Genomic DNA, 22,917 nt, shown 5'->3' with positions numbered 1-22,917 from the left:
ATGCAATATAAAACAAAAGCTAAAAAATCATTAGGTCAAAATTTTCTGCAAGATGAAAATATAATAAGAAAGATAGTTCAATTAGCGAATATTAAAAAAGATGATATGGTGCTTGAAATAGGCCCTGGTTTAGGAGCATTGACTCGCTATATACTCACATACTCTAACCATGTAAGTGTAGTTGAGTTTGATGCTAGTGTCATTGATACTTTGTTACAAAACTGTCAAAAATATGGCGAGCCAAAAATTTTTAATGAAGACTTTTTGAAATTTAACTTAGATACCCTTAGAGTCGAACATCAGCAAAAAATAAAACTTCTTGGTAATTTGCCCTATAATATCTCATCACCAATATTGTTCAAAGTGATTGAGCAAAGCGACAAGATTATCGATGCTCATTTTATGCTTCAGAAAGAAGTTGTCGAGAGAATTATATCTCAACCAAATTCCAAGTCTTATGGGAGGCTGTCAGTGGTTTTACAGTATCATTTTGATTGCAATATGATAATGAAAATTCCTCCTGAAGTGTTTTATCCTAAGCCTAAAGTTGATTCGGCTATTCTACGTCTTAAACCAAAAACTAATAAACTGATTATTAATGATTATCACTTTTTTGAAAGTATTGTTAAACAAAGCTTTGCGCAACGCAGAAAAACTCTGCATAATAATCTTAAAGGTATATTAAATGAACTTAATGTAGATCCTAGTACTTTGCCCGTAAATACAAAGTTAAGAGCGGAAAATTTAAGTGTGGAGGATTTTGTTAGTTTAGCAAACTTTTTGAAATAAGGTGTAAGATAAATGGCTACATATGTTATTGGTGACGTACAAGGCTGTTACGATGAGTTGCAATTGTTGTTGCAAGATATAAAGTTTAATAAAAATAAAGATAAACTTATTTTTGCAGGAGATATTTTAAATAAAGGACCTAAGTCTCTTGAGACAGTTGATTTCATAATGTCTTTAGGAGAGTCAGCGCAAGTTGTATTAGGTAATCATGAGATATTATTTCTGGCTATTAGCTATAACTACTTGCCGTCAAGTAGTAAAAATACTTTCGATGATATTATTAAAGCTAATAATTTAAGAGAAATTCAAGAGTGGTTATGTAATCAAAGCCTTCTAATCAAAGTAAACGATACTTTTGTTGTTCATGCGGGAATTCCACATATTTGGTCGCCTAAAAAAGCTCTTAAAAGAGCCAATGAAGTAGAGTTTGTATTAAGAAACATAACGACTAGAAGGCTTTTATTAGCTAATCTGTTTAATAATGAAATGGAAAAGTGGAATAAAGAGTTAGAGGGTATAGATAGATGGTTGTGTATACTTAATTACTTTACTAGAATGAGAACTATAGATAAAAATGGAAGATTAAATCTTAAGTTCAGCTCAACAATTGATCAAATCCCACAAAGTTTTAAACCATGGTTTAAGATCAAACATAAGAAATTTGAAAATAATTATAAGATAGTTTTTGGTCATTGGGCAGCTATCAAAGGAGAAACAAAAGATAAAGGTGCTATAGCTTTGGATACAGGTTGTGTTTTTGGTGGTCGACTAAGTTGTTATTGTATAGAAACGCATAAGCACTATAGTGTTAAAGCTTTGAAAAGCTATAAGGATGTTTAATATGGATATTTTACTCATTAACGGTCCAAACCTTAATCTATTAGGTAAGAGACAACCTCATATTTATGGTAATAAGACTATTGATGATATTAATAATGAGTTACTTAAAATAGCACAAAATAATAATGTAACTATTGATTTTTTCCAGAGTAATCATGAGGGAGAGATCGTTGATGAAATTCAGCAAACAGAGGCAAAAATAATAATTATAAATCCAGCTGCATATACTCATACAAGCATTGCAATACGCGATGCTTTTTTGGCTATAGAGAAGCCTTTTATTGAAATACATTTGTCGAATATATATAATAGAGAAGAGTTTAGGACTAAGTCGCTTCTATCAGATATTGCTCATGGATGCATATTTGGGTTTGGGCCAAACGGATATACATTAGCGCTAATAGAAGCAATTAACTATATTAATATGAAAGGAGAGTAGAAACATGGATTTATTAAAAGCGATAGATAGAGTAGCAGAGATTCTTAACTCGAGTGATATCAAAGAGATTAGAGTTAAAGATGGTGGCTCAAGCATCTTTATGACAAAAAATAATACTGCTGCTACGGTTGTATCATCAGCTCCTGCTGTAAGTAGTGTTGCTTCAGCAGCACCAGTAGCAGCTAGTGCTCCAACTACTGCAACTTCAGCTCCTAAGCAAGTAGAAGCAGAAGAAATTAACGGTGAAGAAGTTAAATCTCCAATGGTTGGTACTTTTTATAGTGCGTCTTCTCCTGATGCGGCACCTTATGTTAAAGAAGGTCAAGAAGTTAAAAAAGGCGATGTTCTTTGTATAATTGAAGCAATGAAAATTATGAACAAGATTGAAGCTGAGAAAGCTGGTAAAATTGTTAAAATTATCGCTAAAGATGGTGATCCTGTACAATTCGATCAACCTTTATTTATTATTGAATAATAAACAATCAGTAATTTAAGTAAAGACTTCATAAATCTAGTATAAACTTTTAAAGGTAATACAAAATGATTAAAAAAGTATTAATTGCCAATAGAGGTGAGATAGCTCTTAGAATATTAAGAGCATGTAGAGAGTTGGGGATTAAAACAGTAGCTGTTTATTCAACTGCTGATGCTAATCTGATGCATGTTAAGTTGGCTGATGAAGCAGTTTGTATAGGTCCAGCTGCACCTAACCTTAGCTATCTTAATATTCAAGCAATCATCACAGCTGCAGAAATAACTAATGCCGATGCTATTCATCCAGGATATGGTTTCTTATCAGAAAATGCAAAGTTTGCAAAAGCTGTTGAAGAGAGTGGTTTTATCTTTATAGGGCCACGTGCAGAAAGTATCGAAGTGATGGGTGACAAAGTTGAAGCTATTAAGTGGATGAAAAAAGCTGGTGTTCCTTGTGTTCCTGGATCTGGTGGCCCACTTGGTAGTGATGAAAAGAAAAATTTAGAGATTGCTGAGCAAATTGGTTATCCAGTTATTATCAAAGCAGCTGGCGGCGGCGGTGGCCGTGGTATGAGTATTGTTAGAAAGAAAGAAGATTTAATTAGTTCTATCTCTCTAACAAAAAGTGAGGCTAGAATTGCTTTTAATAATGATATGGTATACATGGAGAAGTTCTTAGAAAACCCTCGTCATATTGAAATTCAGGTATTTGGTGATGGTAGAGGAGAAGCAGTGTATCTATTTGAGAGGGACTGCTCTACTCAAAGAAGACACCAAAAAGTCATAGAAGAAGCTCCTGCAATTGGTTTGACTGATGAGCAAAGAAAGCGTATTGGTGAACAATGTGTTAATGCTTGTAAAATACTTAAATATCGTGGAGCCGGTACTTTTGAGTTCTTATATGAGAATGGAGAGTTCTATTTCATTGAAATGAATACAAGGATTCAGGTGGAGCATCCAGTTACAGAATCAATTACTTCTACAGATCTTATCAAAGAGCAAATTAAAGTTGCAGGTGGAAGTAACTTAAGCTGGAAGCAAGAAGATATTGCTATAGTTGGACATGCTATTGAATGTAGAATTAATGCTGAAGATCCTGAGAAAATGATTCCTTCTCCAGGTACTATAGATATGTATCATGCTCCTGCTGGTCCAAGAGTTCGTGTTGACTCCCATATATACTCTGGTTATACAGTACCACCAAATTATGATTCGATGATTGCAAAAGTAATTGTTCGTGGACATGATAGAGAGACTGCACTACAAAAAATGCGTGCTGCGCTTGAAGAAATGGTAATTAACGGAATCAAAACTAATATACCTCTTCATCAAGAAATTCTTAATCATGAGGAATTTATTAAGGGTGGAACTAATATTCATTTCTTGGAAAAAATGTTAGAAAAGAAAAAACAACCTAAGTAAATCTATTCTTTCACCTATATCTTCATTTAAATTTTAAATTTTTTCTTATATACTTTTATCAATATTTAAAATAATATCATATTTGTAAATTATGCATAGTTTTCAAACTTTTCTAAAGTCTACAAGAGAAGCAAAAGAGCTTCAAAGAGAGACAGTTGCAGATGCTATAAACTTATCAGTACAAACAATTGAGATAATCGAAGAAGCTGATAATGATTCATTATTACAAAACTCTAGTAGTGTACTTAAAAATCAAGTGAGAAGATACTGTGAATATTTAGAAATTTCTGAAAAGAAGATAGTATCGATACTTAATAAAATAGATGTGTTGCACTATAAAAAGTCACGTTATGGTAAGTTAAAACTGTTTGATTATATAAACAGATTTGCAATTCTTATACTAGCTGTAGTAATAATGGTTTTAGTGATTAAACACTTAAAAGAGGATGTGTATGTATCAGTATCAGAAGAGAGTCCTAAATCAGCTATAATCTATACACCAATCAATTATGATTTAAATGAACCTGATCAACAACAGCAGACCGAAGAGCATAAGCCTGTCGCTGATATATCTGCTACTCAAAATGTCTCAAGTAGTAATAATGGAGTGGATAGTGGCTCTTCAGAAGTAACAAAGGCTGGTAATGATTCTCCTGATGCTACTATTAATCAAAGAGCTATGAAGGCACATCCACCTGCAACTGCTAATATGAATAATATTGTTATTGATGACGGTATTGATGATACTACTAAATAATATTCAACTATAGTTTCTTTATAATGAATGTTTTAAATAATGTATTACTTAGAGTGGAGAACTACTCAGTTTCTTATATTCTATTCATAGATTTTATTTTATGCTTCGTACTTAGTGTAATTATTTCAGTTCTTGGTAGTATCTTAGTAATTAGGTATAAAAATACAATTAGATTTACATTTGTTAAATCATTTAAATTAACTTTATATCTAATAATATGGGCTTATTTTATTAAGACTTGTGTCGATTTACCCGTAATAGTCCATCTGCCAAATTATAAAGAAGTTATAATTCTGTATTCTGACAAAATTTTTGATTTTTGCGTCTACTTGGCAATTATTATTAGTTTATTCAAATTCTTGTATAATAGTAAAAGTATAGCTATTGAAAAGAAAAAAGCACAAAATAAAGATGCGTATAGTGATTTTAGAGATATTAATGCCATATATAAAGCTTTTGAATTAGGAGCAGTGGCTATCTCTGTTATATTGGTTTTAGCAGCATTTAATGTTCCTTTAACAGCTTTGGGAGCCTTTAGTGGAGTTGCTTTTGCCGGACTGACTTTTTCTCAAAGTACTTTGATAACGAATTTTTTTGGTGGTTTATTTGTTGTATTTAATCGTAAGTATTCTGAGGGGGATGTGATTTCATCTGATATTAATTCATCGATAAAGTTTAGTGGAACTATTAAAAAAATTGGCACTCTTACAACACAGGTTGATAATTATGAAACAGCGCCAATGCATATTCCAAATTCAGTGTTTTTGAATACTTGTATAACAACAACTTCGCGTCGTACTCACAGACGTATAGTACAATTTATAACTATTGATTATAGGTATATCGATAAAATACCAGTTATTAAAGAAAAAATTCTTGCGGTGCTTAAATCTCATCCTAATATTGATCAGAATAGAACAGTATCAGTATCATTAGCTTCGAGTGGAAGTAATATCTCTGGTAAATTAGAAGGGAGTTTTGGAGCTAATGGCGTGAATTTGCAGGTCTATGCGATGGTAAGTAAAGTATTTTTTGTTGACTTCATAACAGTTCAGGATGAGATATTTTTGAGTATTGCAAAAGAGCTGAATAATTTAAATGTTGAATTTGCAATTAATCCAATTACTTTGAATAAGTCGCAGTAGCAATCTTAAGTATTAATTAGCGATTGTTTTAGTTTAAAATAGTCAAATTTTGTATCTTATCAATATTTTCTAAACTCATAATGAGTCTATCAAAACCTAATGCTACTCCTGAGCATTCTGGTATATTTTCTATACAGTTTAGAAGTTTGTGATCTATATCTAAAGTGACTTTATCTTGTTGCTTTCTTATCTTTAAATCATTATTAAATCGTTTCAGTTGTTCATCTTTATCAATAAGTTCATAGTATCCATTTGCTAGCTCAATACCATTATTGAATACTTCAAACCTAGCAGCTACTAATTGATTGTTTGGATTATATACTTTTCTAGCTAGTGCGGATTGATGAATTGTATAATCATAAATAAAATAAATAGTATCTTTTTGGTTAAGGTTTCTTTCAATTTTATAACTAAAAAGTATATCTAAACAATCTGTGATTGTTGGATTTGTCAGTCCTTGGATATCTCCGACAGTATCTCTGACTATATCTTGTAAATGCTCTAGAGAAATATCGTGAGGATTAATATTATAATATTTTTCAAATGCTTCATGATAACTTAAATATATAAAGTTTAAACTTGGTTTAAGCTCTAAGAATAAATTTTGCATTTCTTGCATTAGCTGTAGATAGTCAATACCTACTCGATACCATTCTATCATTGTAAATTCATGCTTATGGAGTTGTCCACAAGGCTCATCACGAAATGCTTTACAAATTTGGTATATACTACCACTACCTGCAGCTAATAGTCTTTTCATCGCATACTCTGGAGAACTTTGAAGGTATCTTTTACCAGAAACTGTCTCAATACTAAAAACATCTATAAAAGGGTCTGTTACACCAAACTCATATGCTAAGGGTGTATCCACTTCGAGTACTTCTAAGTTTTTGAAATAAGTACGAATTTTTTCTAAATATATAGCACGTGTTTTAATATTCTCTAGGCTCATTGTATAACTCTTATTTTGCTGATATTTGCTAGATCAAATTCATGAAGATTGTTATTTTTATCTAAAATTCTTAGCATTAGATTATCAGTAACGCCTTTTGCGGTCCCTTGAAGACTCTTATCTGAATAGTTAAAGGTAATCTTTTTGTTTAGAGTGTAATCATATTCTGAAAAAGTCTCAAGAATATCTAAGTAAGATTTCTCAAAATTATTAATAACATATTTTACTAAATCAACTATAATTTTTGACGAGTCTATCTCATGGTTATTAATTATAGACAGTGATGTCCATTGCCTATCAATATCTTCGTTAATATTTTTCATATTTACATTTATACCGATACCAATAACAATATCAAAACTATCTTTTTTAATATTTTTAGTTTCAATAAGTATTCCTGCTAATTTATGATCTTCAAAATATATATCATTTGGTAATTTTATTTTTAGCTTTTCTTGTTGATCAGCTGGAATATATTTCTTGATAGTTTCTAAAACTCCCAGTGCTATTTTAAGACTTATAAAAGAGTCTTTTACGATGCTAAAGTTACAGCTAAATGCTAATGTTGAATAAATATTATCACTGTTATCAGAGATCCATTTATCACCACGACGTCCACGTCCTTTAGTCTGTTGATCTGCATAGCAAAAATGATACTTATGTGATAGCTCTCTTTCTAGTAAATAGTCATTAGTTGAGCCTATTGTAGTGAAATGTTCAACATATATATCATCAATAGCTTTACTGAGAGTTGTTTTAATATATTTATGATTTTTCATTTTTTGATAAGTTTAATATTGAGAGATAAGTTTGTCTGTCCGAGAAACTCTTCTTTTTGGAGCTCATAACAGGCTCTTATAGTATCGCCAATAGCTATATGTTTAGTTATTTTATTGTCTGAAGCATTAAACCATATTGCTTTGATTGAAGGAATGTTTTTATAGCGTAAAACTAGTTGAGCATGGTTTTTATCTTTACCAACTAAACGTAGATTTTCTATAGTGAAGCTATTGTAAAATAGAGGTTTTTCAAATTCTCTACCAAATGGTTCAAGAGATTCTATCTTTTCTAGAGTTTGTAGTCTGAAATCATTTTCGTCAAGCTCAAAATCATACTCTAAAATAGGCTCTAAAGATATATTATTGTTTTTAACGAAATTGATAATTTCACTTTCAAATAAATTATAAAAAGTATCGAAATCAGATTTATTAATTGTTAAGCCAGCAGCTCCTTTATGGCCACCATACTTTATTATCAAAGTAGGTGATTTACGTGCTATAGTATCAAGGATGGTTTTAATATTAATATTATCTACACTTCTAGCAGAGCCTGATATTAAGTTGGGATCATTTTGTGTTTCAGAAAAAATAATGACAGGTTTGCCAAACATTTCTTTGACTCTACTTGCGGTTATACCGTGAATTCCAGAATGGCCATCATCAAGTAATATACACAGAGAGAAATTGTCGTCGTTCAGTTGATGTGCTTTGATTATTGCTTCATGAGTAAGCTTTTTTTGAATTTCTTTACGTTGGTTATTTTGCTTGGTTAGGTTTTCGTATGTTTCTTCAATTTTGCGTTCATCATTTTCAAGTAAGAAGCTAACAGATCCTAATGCATCAGAAACTCTTCCATCACTATTTAGCAAGGGGGCTATACTAAAGCTAATATACTCACTTGATAGCTTCTCTTTATCTAAGAAGTCCCAACATAGACGATCGTTATTCTTTAGTTGCTCTATACCTAGTTTTGTAACAATGCGGTTATTGTGACTATTTGCCATGCTAACACAGTCTGCAACTGTACCAATTGCAACAAAGTCAAGTAAATTACTTAATCCGTAAGACTTAGATAATGATTTACCATTTTGCAGATATTTTCTACGAAGAGCTGCCATAAAAAGCCAAGCAACCATACAGCCAGCTACAGCTTTGTCTGGATAGTTACAATCATGTTGAGTTGGATTAAGTATCGCTATAGCACTTTGCGGAGGGCCTTCTGGTGGAATACCATGGTGATCTGTTACAATGGTGTCTATTCCATTTTGTTTAAGAACTGCAATCCTAGGTTCATCTGTTGAACCATTGTCAGCTGTTATAACAAGGCTTGGTCTAATACTATCTGTTAATATTCTATTCATCAAAGACTCAGACAGACCATATCCTTCCTGCATCCTGTGACCTATATATGAACGAATCTTTTCTTGAGGGTAATTAAATATCTTTGTCAGTGCTTCATATAAAATTGCATGAGATGTTTGCCCATCACAGTCGTGGTCGGTTTCTAATCCAATGATTTCATTATTTTGTATTGCTTGAAAAAGTCTATCTACGGCTTTATCGATATCTTTGAAGAGAAAGGGGGACGATAGATCTTTGATTGATCCTTTCAATATAAGATCAATATTCTCAAAATTATTTACTCTAGAAGAGATTATTTTTGATAAGAATGTATCGTAACCTTTTGATATCAAAGTATCTAAAACTTTTTGGTTAATTTGTTTTTGTTTTATTAGCATAAATTTATATTAGAAAGATTTTTTTTACCACTGAGGTGGTTTCGACACATATTTACACCTGATATAAATAGTAAGCCTAGAGGTATTGCAAAGAATATACCCCATAAACCCCAAATACCCCCAAATATAAGAATAGATGATACAACTCCAACTGGATGTATATCTAAAACTTCTGAAAATAGAAGGGGAACCAGTAAATTACCATCTAAAGCTTGAATAATAAAAAATACAATCAGCATTGATACAAATGTACCATTTAGTCCAAATTGAAGGATACCAACCATAACAACAGGGATTGTGATAATGATCATTCCAATATATGGAATAATAACAGATAGGCCAACACCTACTGCTAATAGTAATGCATAGTTCAAGTTAAAATACGCAAAACCAATATATGTTACAATCGAAACAATAATTAGCTCAATAGCTTTGCCCCTAACATAGTCAGCAAGCTTAGGTTTTAAATCATTCCATACAAAATATAGGGCTCCATCTTGCTCCGGTAAGAATGATTTGAACCAGTTAATCATTTTTTCTTTGTCTTTTAGGAAGTAAAAAACCATAAGTGGTACTAAGAAAAGATATATCAATATAGAGAAAATAACAGGTAGTGTTGTAGCTGTATTCTCTAATATAAATGAGCCAATACTGGAGCTGATTTTCTTCCAATCAATGCTGTCAAACCAACTTACAATAGAGTTAATTCTTTCATCTGTAAGAATTGTAGGGTATTTGAGAGAGAGCTGCTCTAGACTTTCTTTCAAACTTGATAGGGTGTGAGACGCTTGTTTAATAAAGTCAATCAACTGATTAACGATAATCGGTAGCAATACAAATATCAATGACAAAAGTAAAATTAGGAATAGTACATATACAAAATATACTAGAATGATTCTCTTAATTTTTGTAATTTTATGTAGAATATTTACAAGAGTGTCAAGTAAGTAAGCAATAACTAGAGCAGCCAATATTGGTGCTATATAGTCACCCAAGAAAGTTAAAACTAGATAGAAAAATAACATTAAACCAAAAAACACTATTGGTTCATTGTTTTGATATCTGTTACCATACCAGTTTTTTATAGTTCGTAAGAGCATTGTTAATTAAGCTATTATTAAATTGATAATATTGTATCAGTTTTGAAAAAAATTGAATATATAAAGGTATTAATGGAAAGAATTTAAAATATTATTTCTTAATAGTTATAACAGCTGGGATAATTAATGTTATTACAATTCCACTAATAAGCATCATATCAAAACTAAAAACGGACATTGCCATGCTATCTATAGGTATGAATCCAACTATAATTGCAACAATACATCCAATACACCCTAAAAGAGCCATTAGTATAGTACCTAGAGAGCCTTTACATATTTCATACTGACCTTCTTGAAGAGGAGAGCTGAGTTTAAGCTTCACAGCTGTAATAAACATGAGTATATATGCAATAACAGCTAGCTGAGCAGTTAAGTCACTTAGGTACCAATATGCTTCATTTACTGATGGCATAAATATATACGAGAAGCAAAATACTGTGAAAATGAGTGCTTGAGTAATTAGCATAGTATCAGGAGCATCATTTTTGTTAGTTCTACCAAACATCTGGGGTAGGATATTGTCATTACTGACAACCATAAATGCTCTAGATAATCCCATAATCCAAGCTGAGGTTGTAGTAAATGCACCAAATATTAATGTAATAGCAATAATATATGTCATCCAAGGCATATTGATTTGGTTAAAGAAGTAGTGAAATGAAACCATCAATCCTGTAACAATATCAACATCGCCAATCTGTAGCTGACTACTAACTAAAATCACTGCAATATTTGACAAAATCAAAGAACCTAATATTACAGAACCTGAAATTAGTAGGGCTCTAGGAAAGTTCTTTTTGGCATTTTTGACATTAGCAGCGTGGATTGCACTCATTTCTAGACCGAATAAACTAAACATCACTGTGATAAATAAAGCCCAACTACTAATGTTATTACCTGATGGGATAAAATCAGTAACACTAGGTAATACTATTTCAGAGCTGTGAGAAAATGACCAAATAATAGCTATTAATATAATAATAAACATAGGTAGGAGTGTACCTATAATAGCACCAAGAGTACTAACTGTACTTGAAGTTTTGATACCAAATAAGTTGATAGCTGTAGCACTCCAAAACATCACCAAACTCATAGAGATCATATACCAAGGGTTAGCTACTAGTTCGTTGGCATTTTGACCTATAGTTGGAGCTATTACATAAGCGATAATACCAGCGAAAAAGCCACAAATAGATGGAAACCAAACTAAGTTATAAACCCACTGTATCCATATCACTAGGAAGCCCAATCTTTTACCAAAAGCTTTTTTGACCCAGATATAAATACCACCAGTTTCTTGAGAGGATCCTGTAGACATTTCAGCAGTAAGTAGGGCGCATGGAACTAAAAAGAAAATACCTGCTAGTATATAAAAAGTAATAACTATCCAGCCAGCTTGAGCGGTGATTGATATGTTTCTTAAGCTATCAACAGCAATAATATTTATCATTATTAGTCTGATTAGACCAAACTTTTTACTACTAACAATTTGTTCCATTATTCTATTTTTCTATTTCTCCGATACCACGGTTTAGTATATACTTAAAGGAATTTTATAACAACTAGAGCGTGTGTTAGTTTTATGAAACAAAAAGTTTTTGTTTTAGGCCTGCTAGTTAGCCTATTTAATGTGGCTTATTCTGAAGAAAATTCGTATGTTTGTGATAATAAAATTCTTAAAAATCCAATTATATCAACAGAGTCAAGAACTCAGTTGAATTTTACAAACTGGGCTGACTATATATCTCCTGATATAGTACCTTGCTTTTCTGATTTATCTAATACCAGAGTTAAGTACATATATACATCTGACGATAATATGACTAGGGCAAAAATAATGACAGGCTCTTCAGGTTTTGATTTGATTGAGCAAGGCGCTCTATATCTAAATAGTGAAATAGCATCTAAAGCACTTATTAAACTTGATAAGTCAAAATTACCAAACTTAGATTATCGTAATAAAGTAATTTATGATAAGGTTTCTCAAATTAATGATCCAGGGAATAATTATGCTGTAGTTTATAGCTATGGTACTACTGGGTTAGCTTATAACAAACAAGAAATAGAACAAAGATTAGGTAAGGGTATTGTTCCTGATAGTTGGAAATATGTATTCGATAAAAAGTATCTCAAACAGATAGCGCCATGTGGAGTCTCATTGCTTGATGAGCCTGAGCAGATATTCGGTAATTACTTTTTTTATCATGGTATTGATCCTAATACTAATAGTAAAGCCGAATATGAGAAGGCAGCTCTAGATATTATCAAAAACGTACGTCCATATATTAAGTATTTTGATAGTAATAAATATCAAAATGATTTCACGGCTGGTAATCTTTGTCTAGTAATGGGATACTCTGGCGATGTGGTTAGATCTGTTGAAAGAGCAAAGACTGTTAACCCTGATGTGACTTTAGCTTATGTGATACCTAAAGAAGGTACTAATATTTGGTTTGATATGTTAATGATTCCAAAAGGAGCTAAAGATCTTGATAAAGCTTATGCTCTTATGAACTATATTATAGATCCATACGTAGCAGCTCAAAATAGTAATTATTTATATCAGCCTAATGCAGTAACACAAAATGAAAAATATTTAGATGATATATTTAATGATAGGAATATCAGACCTACTGATGAGATGATCAAAAAAATGTATGTTCTTAATATTCATGATGCAGAAATGCAGAGTTTCATCAGCAGAATGTGGATGAATGTTAAATATGGCATAGAATTTACACCAAAGTACTATAAGCCAGCTCAAAATAGTTAATGTGTATACATACCTACGCTAAACTACTAGCAAGTATAGGGTAGGTAACAAGCATTATCTGAGTTATATTAACTAAATAGTGAGTTGTAATACTTGCTAATAGATTATTTGTAGAATTATATGATAATCCATAAATAATACTTGCAAAAAAAGCAAGAATTGCAAATTTATAGTTTGCAAAAACCAAGTGTGCTGTTGCGAATAAAATAGCTATTATGAGTATGGATAAATATTTATTTAAATAATTGTTAAATATGTTCTTTTGTAATAATCCTCGCCAGAAAACTTCTTCATAAAAACAAGTAAAAAATAAATTTTGAATTATAAATATGATAATCAAATTATTAAATTTAATATCCCATTTAACAAAATTGAAGTTAAATGCTATACCTCCAATTATAAGAATAGCTAATAAACCATAAAAAATACCGAATAATATAGATTTCATAATCTTGTATTTTAACTCTTGTACTAGAGTTGGTATCGCCACAGTAATTATTGATAATCCTACAAATAGAGAGTCAAACTTTAAAGTCATAGAGTATGGTATAGCATCGGACGAGACTAGTATATTTTTATATAAATTCAGATTGTTAAATCCTGGAAGTATATGTAGCATCAACAGATATGCAAATAAAGCTAATATGATTTTAAATACAATGTGATTATATTTATTCACAACTATAGAAAATGCTAAAAATAATAATAGAATTAAAGCACCAATTAAATTTATAATATTAGTCAATAAACCTATTAATAATGACAATATTAGAAATATTATATATTTATAGTCACCTTTTTTTGAATTCATTGAAATACCTGTAGATACATGATTTTAAATATATTTTAAGATCTTGATTATTATAGTTATGATTTGATCTCTGCTAATATTCGATGATAATTCTTAAACCTAACGGGGTTGATATGACCTTGTTTAACTTGCTCGACTATTTCACAACCTTTAGATCCCTCTTCATGTGAGCAATTTCTGAATTGGCACATCCCTTTATATTTTTTGAAATCTAAGAAACCATCAAAAAGCTCTTCTTTTGTGATATGCCAAAGTCCAAATTCTCTAATGCCAGGAGAGTCAATTATGCTAGTAGTATCATCTATCTCGTACAAGGTAGAGCATGTAGTTGTATGACGCCCTTTTTTGGTGGAATCCGATACAGCAGTTGTTGCAGTGATTTTAGTACCTAGTATTGTATTTAATGTTTCAGACTTGCCTACACCTGATTGACCTAAAAATATAGATGTTTTATTTTTAAGTTCTTCAAGTAAGTTGTCAATCCCTATATTGTTTTGTGCAGAGGTATAGAATACTTTATAGCCGATTTCTTGGTAAACATTTGCTAAGTCTTGAATATATTTCTTATCTTTCTCTTTTTGATCATCGATTTTATTGATAACAATTATGGGTTCAATATTACTATTATGTAATGCTGCTAGATATCTATCAATATAATGCTCAACTGGTGCCGGAGAGTGTGCAATAATTATTACAGCACTATCAATATTTGCAGCGATATTCTTATTTTTGCGCTGATATTGATTAGGGCGAGCGATTAAATTCTTTCTATCTAATAATTTAGTAATTACATAAGTGGAATTTGTATATTCTAATTCTACATTATCCCCTACAGTCAGTTCACCTTTCAAGTGGCTTCGTAATAGTGCCGAAACTTTCTCGCCACTTGTAAGTTTGACAGAAATATTGCCACCAAAGTTTGTTATGATTTTTCCTTGCAAAGATATATTATGAATTATCTTTTTATTAAAGTTAATTATAAGCATTATTTATGAAAATGCGAATAATGTCTTGTATATATTTGAATAAAAATATTATCTTTGCTAGTATCGAGAGATTAAGAAAGAAAATTCATATTTAATCTTAAAGAAGAATTAAAGGAGAAGTAATGAAGAAAACTAAATTTTTGACATTGATGGCTTTGGCAACATTTGGTGCGACGAGTTTTTCTTATGCAGATGATGCAGGTGGAGTTAATCTATCACCAGAAGGATACTGGGTACAATTTGATGAAGATCCAGATGCTGGTCGAGGTATGCCTCAGGGTATAGTACACACATACTTTGCAAAGAATAATGATTATGGTAAAAAAGGTACTCTACAGATGGAGATTGTTGTACCTTTAATGTATGTAGACTCATCTGGCAAGCCAACTAAGCCTAGAGCAACTTGTAATAACTGCTCAAATGGTTCATATAACGGATTTGACTATAAAGGTAAAAACACCCCATTACAAGGAATAGTATTCGCAGGTAATATGCAGCCACAACCGGGTACAGGTGTTGCTGGTCAAAGTAGTGATGTATATAAAGATGGTGGTGTAATAAATCCAAATGATGGTAAAGTTTACGCATCTGAAGCACAAGTTCAAGATGCTGGTAGAACAATGTATGCAAAAGCTGCTTATGTTGTCTGGGGCAAAGAATTGGGTAGCAAAGCTGCTCATTGGCAGAGAATCACAAAAGCCGATTACGAAAAAGTTAAAGCAGATTGTGGTGTAACCGCTGATGGACAATATGTAAATAAAGATGAGAAAGTTACTGCTACTTGTACTAACTATCCTGTTGAGCAATTTGGTGTTAAAAGTCCTGTCTAATTAGTTTGTATAATTACAAATTTTCTTTATACTCTCTTCTAAAATAATTTTTCAAATTTAAATATATAGTGTTACGAAAAATTATATTTATAGTTTTAGTGATTTTTTTCACAAGTTGTTATGCTAATAATAAAAAGCTTTCACCAGAAGGATACTGGGTGCAATTTGATGAAAATCCAGATGCTGGTCGTGGCATGCCTGAAGGGATTATTCATACTTACTTTGCTAAGAATGATGATTACGGTGAAAAAGGAACTCTACAAGCAGAGATTGTTGTTCCTTTAATGTCTATTAACTCTGTAGATAAACCCGCTCAACCGAAAGCTACTTGTAATAACTGTTCAAATGGTTCTTATAATGGTTTTCACTACAAAGGGCAAAATGCACCTTTACAGGGTTTTGTATTTGCAGCTAATATGAAAGAGCAAAAAAGTACAAGCCAGCTACCTGTTAAAGGTTCTATGTATAGCAGAAGGGGGTGTTATAAATCCTAGTGATGGAAATGTATATGCTTCAGAAGTTCAAGTTCAAGATGCAGGCAGAACAATGTATGCAAAAGCTGCTTATGTTGTTTGGGGCAAAGAATTGGGTAGTAAAGCTGCTCATTGGCAGAGAATCACAAAAGCTGATTACGAAAAGGTTAAAGCAGATTGTGGTGTAACCGCTGATGGACAATATGTAAATAAAGATGAGAAAGTTACTGCTACTTGTATTAACTATCCTGTTGAGCAATTTGGTGTTAAAAGTCCTGTCTAATTAGTTTGTATAATTGCAAATTTTCTTTATACTTTATCTTAAAAGTCATAATAAATTTCTAGAATGATTAAAAAAATTACGTTTCTAATTTTTGGTCTTTCCATTGTTATGTCAGGCTATGCTAGATTTGATAAAACAAATGCAAATGGCTACTGGTTACAAAAGGATGAAGCAACTAACACAAATGTGGGAGTGATTCATGCTTATACTAATGACCATGGTAGTTTGAATGCTAGAATGTTTGTGCCGTTAGCAAATGTAGATGGTGGCAAGGTTCACCCACCTATGATTTATTGTAAAAATTGTGGCAAGGGAGATGCTTATGGGCATAAATATGATTACTCTAGTGGGAGTGATACATATCAAGGGCTAGAGTTTGTATGGGATATTAAAAAATCAGGTTCTGTTGATAAACCACATGGTAAAGGACCAGTTTATACGGAGGGTTCGGTACTAAATCCACATGATGGTAAGTATTATCACGTCAAAGCTCAAACCATAGAGGATGGAGACAAAGTATATGTTAGAGCTTTTTGGGGCTATTTGGGTAAAGATGAGTATTGGCAAAGGATACCTAAGTCACAAGCAAACAAGATAAAATGGGAATGTGGTTTGACCAAAGAAAATATCTACCCATATCAAGATAAGTCTGGAAATATAGTTGATCAGAAGCTATGGAAGGAGTGTTCAACAAGAGATTTCGTAAAAGATCCTTTGTAATAGTTATTATTTATGCATTTTCAGCAGAATTATCGTCAAATAAAGGTTTTATCTGAAAGCTTAGCTAATCAAATAGCGGCTGGAGAAGTTATAGAAAGACCCTCGTCTGTAGTCAAAGAACTTATTGAGAACTCTATAGATGCTGGAGCAACTGCTATCACCATAGAAGTTCAAGAGGGAGGTAAGTCATTAATCAGAATTAGAGACAATGGTAAAGGGATTACTCGTGATGATTTGCGACTAGCTCTAGTACCTCATGCAACAAGTAAAGTCTATACTCTCGAAGAGTTAGAATCTGTGGCTAGTATGGGTTTTCGTGGTGAGGCTTTAGCGAGTATTGCATCTGTATCTAAGCTAAAGATTATCTCAAAACATCAAAATTTAGATGATGCTTGGCAAATCAATAACCAAACTAGAGAGGTTGTACCAGCTGCACATGTGACAGGGACAACTATTGAGGTTAGTGAGCTATTTTATAATACTCCAGCTCGACGCAAATTTTTAAAGAAAGACAATACTGAGTTTTTACATATTTCTGATTTACTTAAGAAGTATATGCTTTGCTATTTTGGTATAGCTTTTAGACTTATTCATAATGGTAAAGAGGTCAAAGATCTACTTTCAGCAGAAGATGCGCAACTTAAATATAATCGTGTGTTAGATTTGTATAGTCGTGACTTTATTGAGAATGCTATCTATATAGATAAAGAGGTTGGAGATGCTCATTTATGGGGATGGGTGGCTAGTCCTAGATTTAATAGAGCTAGAGCAGATATGCAGAGCTTCTATATAAATGGACGTATCATCAAAGACAAGGTTGTTACTCATGCGATAAAAAATGCTTATAAAGATGTAATGTATGGTAATAGATATCCAGCATTTTTGCTTTATCTTGATATGGATTATAAAGAGGTGGATGTAAATGTTCACCCAGCTAAAAGTGAAGTGCGCTTTAGAAATCAGAAATTCATCTATGATTTTCTTTTTGGTACAGTTAATAAAGCTATAACTACAAGTGCAGATATAGAAATTGAAACTTCTAGCTCAAGTGAAAACAATACATATCAAGAATCTAAAGGTACTAATAATCCTCTTAATATTGGTAATATGAGTTTGGATATTAGTGTGGAAGATGAGCAAGAGGAATCCGAATCAAATACTAGCTTACTTGAAAAATATTTAAATAATCAAAACACTCAAGAAAATGAAATTCATATTAGCCAACAACCTAAGTCTAGCGGATTAGGGCAGGCTATTTGTCAGATTCATGGTATCTATATACTTTCACAAGTTGAAGATGGTGTAGTACTTGTAGATATGCATGCAGCACATGAGAGAATACTTTATGAAGAAATGAAAAAAACTTGGCATGCAGATACGGATAAATTTAAACAGAATCTACTTATGCCACTTACATGCCAGTTATCTAGTAAGACTGTTGCAACAATTGATGAAAATATTGAAACTTTCGAAAAGTTAGGTTTTGAGATATCTATAGTAGCTGATGATGCAATACTTGTACGATCAACGCCTATTTATGTTAAAGATAAAGATGTGCAAAATCTAATATCAAATGTAGCTACAGAGCTTACATCTTCTGGTAAGACAAAGAGTGTTGAATTTTATCTAAATCATATATTGGCTACAGTGTCTTGTCATGCTGCTGTTAGAGCAAATGATAAGTTAAGTATTCCAGAAATGAATCATCTATTAAGACAAATGGAAACTGTGGAAAACTCAGGCCAGTGTAATCATGGCCGACCAACTTGGGTGAAGCTTAATTTTGCACAATTAGATAATTTCTTTTTAAGGGGGAGATAATTAAATAAATTTTGCCACTGAATATTAATCTTTTAACTAAAATGACTAATTATAAGTTTCGCCTCATCGATTTTAATTGATAGAATAATTATCAAAGATACTGATAACTAAATACTAGTATGACTCTAGAAAGAAAAGTAGCAAAAGTATTTAATCTAACGGATGATAACTGGATGAAGCATGCTAATCCGTGGAGTGTTTGGACAAGATATTCTGTACTTCCTTTAATTGTATTAGCATTTTGGAGTCGTACTTGGATAGGTTGGTGGTGTGTTATCCCAGGTGTTATTTCTTTATTATGGATGTTTTTTAATCCAGTATTTTTTAGTAAGCCTCGTTCAACAAAAAATTGGGCTTCTAAGTCTGTATTAGGAGAGAGAGTTTATTTAAATAGAGATCGCATCGAGATACCAGATATTCATAAAACTCCTTTATATAGTATCCTTAATATAATTTCTTCTATTGGAATGATACTCGCAATTTGGGCTATTATTTATTACTCTGTTTGGGGAGCTATTTTTGGTACAGCATTAGCATATATTGGAAAAAGCTGGTATTTAGATCGTATGGTTTGGTTATATGAAACAATGAAATCAAAAAATAAAGAATATCAGAGTTGGGAATATTAAATAGCAATAAAAAATTTGTTTATAGTTCCGCTACTTACTGCGTAAGTTATAGCGACATGCTTTTTCCATAGCAGCCACACCTCGCCATTAAAATAGCACCCCTCTCAAGAGGGGAATTGTATGCAAAACTGCCTAATATTTGATTATTGTGTAATTTGATACGTTATTAATACTTTCTAATATGGTATTTTTATACTGTATTATTAATATAAAAAATGTGGCTTTATGAGTGTTGGAATAGAAAGTTTAATTACTTTATTTATATCATTTGGATCTTTAATTATATCTTTGATATCTTTGTATTTTAGCTTATTTTATAAAAGAATTTCTTTTGTTGGGGCTCTTGCCTCATGGAATCCTAGGACTGTTAGTTATGATGATTCTCAAGTATGTGAAATAGCAGTTTCTAATTCTGGGAATAGGGAGTTTATAATTAGGGAATTAAATATTTTTGATTCTCCCGAGGAAGAAGGAGACATGTTTCCTATACTTAAGATAGACAATGTTCCTATGGTTATGAAGCCAGGAGAGATTAAACTTTTGATATTTCCTATAGATGATTATTACCTTCTTAAATTAAGAGATAGAAATAAAAGGTTTAAACTAGAATTTCATATATATACAGACAAGGCTAAACATATGATTGCAATAAAAGAGTTAAGCCCTAATATTGTTAGTGAAGAGAATATTCCAAAATCAGATTGGGAACCATTTAAAATACAGAAGAAATGGTTTTCCTTTTTTTAAAGATTATTTCTACTATTGCCATACTTTCATCTTGCTTATAAATATTTTTAATATAGAATCTCCTTAGATTATTTGTGTCTGCATTTTCAGTGATTAATTTAGTCTCATGACTTTTAAAAAATCTTATTTTAGATAGGTACTAGTATGCTTAATTATTTTAAAGCTAGAAGTAGACTATTTAGTAATAGTTCTTTTAGCTATGCTTGTGTGATGACTCTATTTAATGCTACTGTGGTAGGCATTGCTTATATATCTATAAGTTGGCATTTGTTAACTCTAAAGAATAACCTTGAAGTTATAATGTTATTTATGCTTACTTGGTGGATCTTTGGAGTTATATTATCTCCAATTACAGGTTATTTTGCTGATCTTATACCTAGAAGAATAATTATAGTTCTAGTAAATATCTTTAGAGTTATATTACTTTCAGCATTTGTATTTTTGGGTAATTTAGATTCTTTAACTCTAGTATATTTGTTTACAAGTATATGGGGGATCATATTAGCATTTTTTATGCCTGCAATGATGATAATGTCGCGAGAGCTGTTTCCTAATGATGATGTTCTATTATATGCAAATAGTACGATGGATGGACTATTTGAATTTGGTATGGTTATTGGAATGTCTTTAGGAGGGATCTTAGTAGCGTATTTCGATATGCATCAGATTATGATAATAATGCTTGCTGGAAGTATTTTTGCGACTTTGTGTAGTTTTATGATTGTACCAAAGAGAATTGTAAAAAATCAAAAGGGGGGCTTTTTAGATAATTGGAAGGAAGTTATTAATTATCTTAGTAAAAATATATCGTTATATTGGTGTTATTTGGCTCAAGTTAGCATCACTTGTATATATATGATTGCTCCAATTTTCATATCTCCATACGCTAAGAATATTCTTCATGCTTCATCTTTGGAATTTGGACTAATAGAAGTGGCATTTTCGGTAGGTTTTATTATTGGGAATATTTTACTGCCATATATGATAGAAAAAATGTCGCCAAAATTAACGCTAGCTTTTTCTATGAGTGCATCAGCTATGATGTATTTGTTATTGGGATTAAACCAAAGTATAGCTTTTGCTATTTTGTATTATCTAGTAGCTGGTGTATTTATATCATCATGGGTGATAATTGTTACTATAGCACAAAAAAATACGCCGATAACTTTACAGGGTAAAATACAAGGTGTTGCTTATGGTTTATCTGGTCTAGTGGTTATGTTTATATATACAATATTTTTCATGATTAATTATTTAGAACCATTACCTAGTAATAGATGGTTTTATGTATTGGCAGCTTTGGCATTATGTACATTATGGCCAATATTTAATGGATTAAAGTTTTTAGACAAAACTAAGTAATAGATATTGAATTAGTGATGAGTTGAAATTATTGATTTAGATTATCTAAATACTTCTCAGCATCTAACGCAGCCATACAACCAGTACCTGCAGAAGTTACTGCTTGTTTGTAAACATGATCAGCTACATCACCAGCAGCAAACACGCCTTTGATATTTGTTTGCGTAGCATCGCCAGCTAGACCAGATTTTACCTTGATATAACCATTTTCCATTTCAAGCTGATCTTTGAAGATACCTGTGTTTGGAGTATGACCAATAGCAATAAATACCCCCATAACATCAATCTTAGATTCTTCGTTAGTTTTGACATTTTTAAGGCGTAAAGAATTAACGCCCATATCATCACCAAGAACTTCTTCTAATGTAGTATCCCAGATAATGTTTACATTACCATTTTCTGCTTTTTCCATTAGTTTATCGATAAGGATTTTCTCAGATCTAAGCGAATCTCTACGATGAATTAGTGTTACAGATTTCGCAATATTTGATAAGAAAAGGGCTTCTTCAACAGCTGTATTACCTCCACCGACTACTGCGACATCTTTGTTTTTGTAAAAGAAGCCATCACAAGTAGCACAAGCAGATACGCCTTTGCCCATGAACTTTTCTTCTGATTCTAAACCTAAGTATCTAGCAGTAGCACCAGTAGCTATAATTAGAGCATCACAAGTATATTCTTCAATCTCTCCAACTAACTTGAAAGGTCTAGTTTGTAGATCTACAGAGTTAATTGTGTCATATGTGATTTGTGTATCGAATCTCTCAGCTTGTTTCTGTAGCTTTTCCATAAGCTCAGGACCCATGATACCATCAGCTTCACCTGGCCAGTTATCTACATCTGTAGTAGTTGTAAGTTGTCCACCGGGTTGCATACCTGTGATTATTACAGGGTTTAAGTTTGCACGAGCCGCATAGATCGCTGCAGTATATCCAGCAGGACCAGATCCTAGGATTATTAATTTATGATGATTTGCCATTTTAAAAAGTTCTTCAAAATACGATTATGGCGAAATTATAGCATAGTGCTTGTTCAAGTGAAAT

At 31.8% G+C, this 22,917-nt stretch carries 22 protein-coding genes and 1 pseudogene; 15 read left to right on the top strand and 8 right to left on the bottom strand.

The features are described from left to right. From rsmA to F0R75_RS06010, 7 genes are all read left to right on the top strand, one after another. Positions 1 to 789: a 16S rRNA (adenine(1518)-N(6)/adenine(1519)-N(6))-dimethyltransferase RsmA gene (gene rsmA / locus F0R75_RS06040; protein ID WP_149367974.1), complete on the top strand. Its 789-nt coding sequence runs from the start codon at positions 1 to 3 to the stop codon at positions 787 to 789. A gap of 12 nt (positions 790 to 801) precedes the next feature. Then, positions 802 to 1,629 (top strand): symmetrical bis(5'-nucleosyl)-tetraphosphatase, encoded by an 828-nt coding sequence (locus tag F0R75_RS06035; protein WP_149367975.1) that lies wholly within the window; start codon positions 802 to 804, stop codon positions 1,627 to 1,629. 1 nt (position 1,630) lies between these two features. Then, positions 1,631 to 2,068, top strand: coding sequence for a type II 3-dehydroquinate dehydratase (aroQ, locus tag F0R75_RS06030; RefSeq protein WP_149367976.1), 438 nt, complete (start codon positions 1,631 to 1,633; stop codon positions 2,066 to 2,068). Positions 2,069 to 2,072: 4 nt separating this feature from the next. Further along, positions 2,073 to 2,543 carry an acetyl-CoA carboxylase biotin carboxyl carrier protein gene (gene accB / locus F0R75_RS06025; RefSeq protein ID WP_013923530.1) on the top strand — a complete coding sequence of 157 codons (471 nt, stop codon included), beginning with the start codon at positions 2,073 to 2,075 and terminating at the stop codon, positions 2,541 to 2,543. Between the two features lie 65 nt (positions 2,544 to 2,608). Continuing rightward, positions 2,609 to 3,964 (top strand): acetyl-CoA carboxylase biotin carboxylase subunit, encoded by a 1,356-nt coding sequence (accC, locus tag F0R75_RS06020; RefSeq protein WP_146421052.1) that lies wholly within the window; start codon positions 2,609 to 2,611, stop codon positions 3,962 to 3,964. Positions 3,965 to 4,055: 91 nt separating this feature from the next. Then, entirely contained in the window at positions 4,056 to 4,721 is a 666-nt protein-coding gene (locus F0R75_RS06015; RefSeq protein WP_149367977.1) for a helix-turn-helix domain-containing protein, read from the top strand. 23 nt (positions 4,722 to 4,744) lie between these two features. Continuing rightward, positions 4,745 to 5,866, top strand: a complete 1,122-nt coding sequence (locus F0R75_RS06010; RefSeq protein ID WP_149367978.1) for a mechanosensitive ion channel family protein — start codon at positions 4,745 to 4,747, stop codon at positions 5,864 to 5,866. 28 nt (positions 5,867 to 5,894) lie between these two features. Here F0R75_RS06010 and epmA read toward each other — a convergent pair whose 3' ends face one another. The 5 genes from epmA to gadC all read right to left on the bottom strand — a co-directional run bounded on the left by epmA (position 5,895) and on the right by gadC (position 11,937). Then, complete coding sequence (gene epmA / locus F0R75_RS06005) at positions 5,895 to 6,818, bottom strand: EF-P lysine aminoacylase EpmA (RefSeq protein ID WP_149367979.1); 924 nt, start codon at positions 6,816 to 6,818, stop codon at positions 5,895 to 5,897. After that, the gene (locus F0R75_RS06000; RefSeq protein WP_149367980.1) at positions 6,815 to 7,597 is read right to left on the bottom strand and encodes a biotin--[acetyl-CoA-carboxylase] ligase; all 783 of its coding nucleotides are present in this window, start codon (positions 7,595 to 7,597) and stop codon (positions 6,815 to 6,817) included. The genes epmA and F0R75_RS06000 overlap by 4 nt, the downstream gene beginning before the upstream one ends. Next, positions 7,594 to 9,336, bottom strand: a complete 1,743-nt coding sequence (gene recJ, locus F0R75_RS05995; protein ID WP_149367981.1) for a single-stranded-DNA-specific exonuclease RecJ — start codon at positions 9,334 to 9,336, stop codon at positions 7,594 to 7,596. Before recJ ends, F0R75_RS06000 begins: the two co-directional genes overlap by 4 nt. Continuing rightward, positions 9,330 to 10,436, bottom strand: coding sequence for an AI-2E family transporter (locus F0R75_RS05990; protein ID WP_146421058.1), 1,107 nt, complete (start codon positions 10,434 to 10,436; stop codon positions 9,330 to 9,332). The genes recJ and F0R75_RS05990 overlap by 7 nt, the downstream gene beginning before the upstream one ends. A 91-nt stretch (positions 10,437 to 10,527) precedes the next feature. Further along, on the bottom strand, positions 10,528 to 11,937 hold the full coding sequence (gene gadC, locus F0R75_RS05985) for a glutamate transporter GadC (protein WP_149367982.1): 1,410 nt from the start codon (positions 11,935 to 11,937) through the stop codon (positions 10,528 to 10,530). An 84-nt stretch (positions 11,938 to 12,021) separates the two neighbouring features. Between gadC and F0R75_RS05980 the strand changes: the two genes are divergently transcribed. Beyond that, on the top strand, positions 12,022 to 13,212 hold the full coding sequence (locus F0R75_RS05980; RefSeq protein WP_149367983.1) for a polyamine ABC transporter substrate-binding protein: 1,191 nt from the start codon (positions 12,022 to 12,024) through the stop codon (positions 13,210 to 13,212). A 13-nt stretch (positions 13,213 to 13,225) separates the two neighbouring features. Here F0R75_RS05980 and F0R75_RS05975 read toward each other — a convergent pair whose 3' ends face one another. Both F0R75_RS05975 and rsgA read right to left on the bottom strand, forming a co-directional pair. Further along, a complete protein-coding gene (locus F0R75_RS05975; protein WP_149377230.1) occupies positions 13,226 to 14,023 on the bottom strand; it encodes a CPBP family intramembrane glutamic endopeptidase in 798 nt (265 codons plus the stop codon). Positions 14,024 to 14,079: 56 nt separating this feature from the next. Beyond that, a complete protein-coding gene (gene rsgA / locus F0R75_RS05970; protein WP_149369190.1) occupies positions 14,080 to 14,964 on the bottom strand; it encodes a ribosome small subunit-dependent GTPase A in 885 nt (294 codons plus the stop codon). 167 nt (positions 14,965 to 15,131) lie between these two features. Between rsgA and F0R75_RS05965 the strand changes: the two genes are divergently transcribed. From F0R75_RS05965 to F0R75_RS05935, 7 genes and pseudogenes are all read left to right on the top strand, one after another. After that, positions 15,132 to 15,839: a DUF2147 domain-containing protein gene (locus tag F0R75_RS05965; RefSeq protein WP_149367985.1), complete on the top strand. Its 708-nt coding sequence runs from the start codon at positions 15,132 to 15,134 to the stop codon at positions 15,837 to 15,839. Between the two features lie 134 nt (positions 15,840 to 15,973). Continuing rightward, positions 15,974 to 16,595 (top strand): annotated as a pseudogene (locus tag F0R75_RS05960) (DUF2147 domain-containing protein); the annotation flags it as partial. A 108-nt stretch (positions 16,596 to 16,703) separates the two neighbouring features. Next, positions 16,704 to 17,315: a DUF2147 domain-containing protein gene (locus tag F0R75_RS05955; RefSeq protein WP_013923518.1), complete on the top strand. Its 612-nt coding sequence runs from the start codon at positions 16,704 to 16,706 to the stop codon at positions 17,313 to 17,315. A gap of 12 nt (positions 17,316 to 17,327) precedes the next feature. Further along, on the top strand, positions 17,328 to 19,136 hold the full coding sequence (gene mutL / locus F0R75_RS05950) for a DNA mismatch repair endonuclease MutL (RefSeq protein WP_149367986.1): 1,809 nt from the start codon (positions 17,328 to 17,330) through the stop codon (positions 19,134 to 19,136). 119 nt (positions 19,137 to 19,255) lie between these two features. Beyond that, complete coding sequence (locus tag F0R75_RS05945; protein WP_149377229.1) at positions 19,256 to 19,765, top strand: DUF6653 family protein; 510 nt, start codon at positions 19,256 to 19,258, stop codon at positions 19,763 to 19,765. A gap of 225 nt (positions 19,766 to 19,990) precedes the next feature. Further along, positions 19,991 to 20,512, top strand: coding sequence for a hypothetical protein (locus tag F0R75_RS05940; RefSeq protein ID WP_149367988.1), 522 nt, complete (start codon positions 19,991 to 19,993; stop codon positions 20,510 to 20,512). 144 nt (positions 20,513 to 20,656) lie between these two features. Beyond that, entirely contained in the window at positions 20,657 to 21,874 is a 1,218-nt protein-coding gene (locus F0R75_RS05935) for an MFS transporter (protein ID WP_149367989.1), read from the top strand. A gap of 28 nt (positions 21,875 to 21,902) precedes the next feature. Here F0R75_RS05935 and trxB read toward each other — a convergent pair whose 3' ends face one another. Further along, positions 21,903 to 22,853 (bottom strand): thioredoxin-disulfide reductase, encoded by a 951-nt coding sequence (trxB, locus tag F0R75_RS05930; RefSeq protein WP_149367990.1) that lies wholly within the window; start codon positions 22,851 to 22,853, stop codon positions 21,903 to 21,905. Positions 22,854 to 22,917: the final 64 nt, after the last annotated feature.

It is taken from the genome of Francisella marina (genome assembly GCF_008369785.1).
Taxonomy (GTDB): domain Bacteria; phylum Pseudomonadota; class Gammaproteobacteria; order Francisellales; family Francisellaceae; genus Francisella; species Francisella salimarina.
The sequence above is the reverse complement of the archived record's forward strand: the minus strand, read 5'-3'. Positions and strand labels throughout refer to the sequence as shown.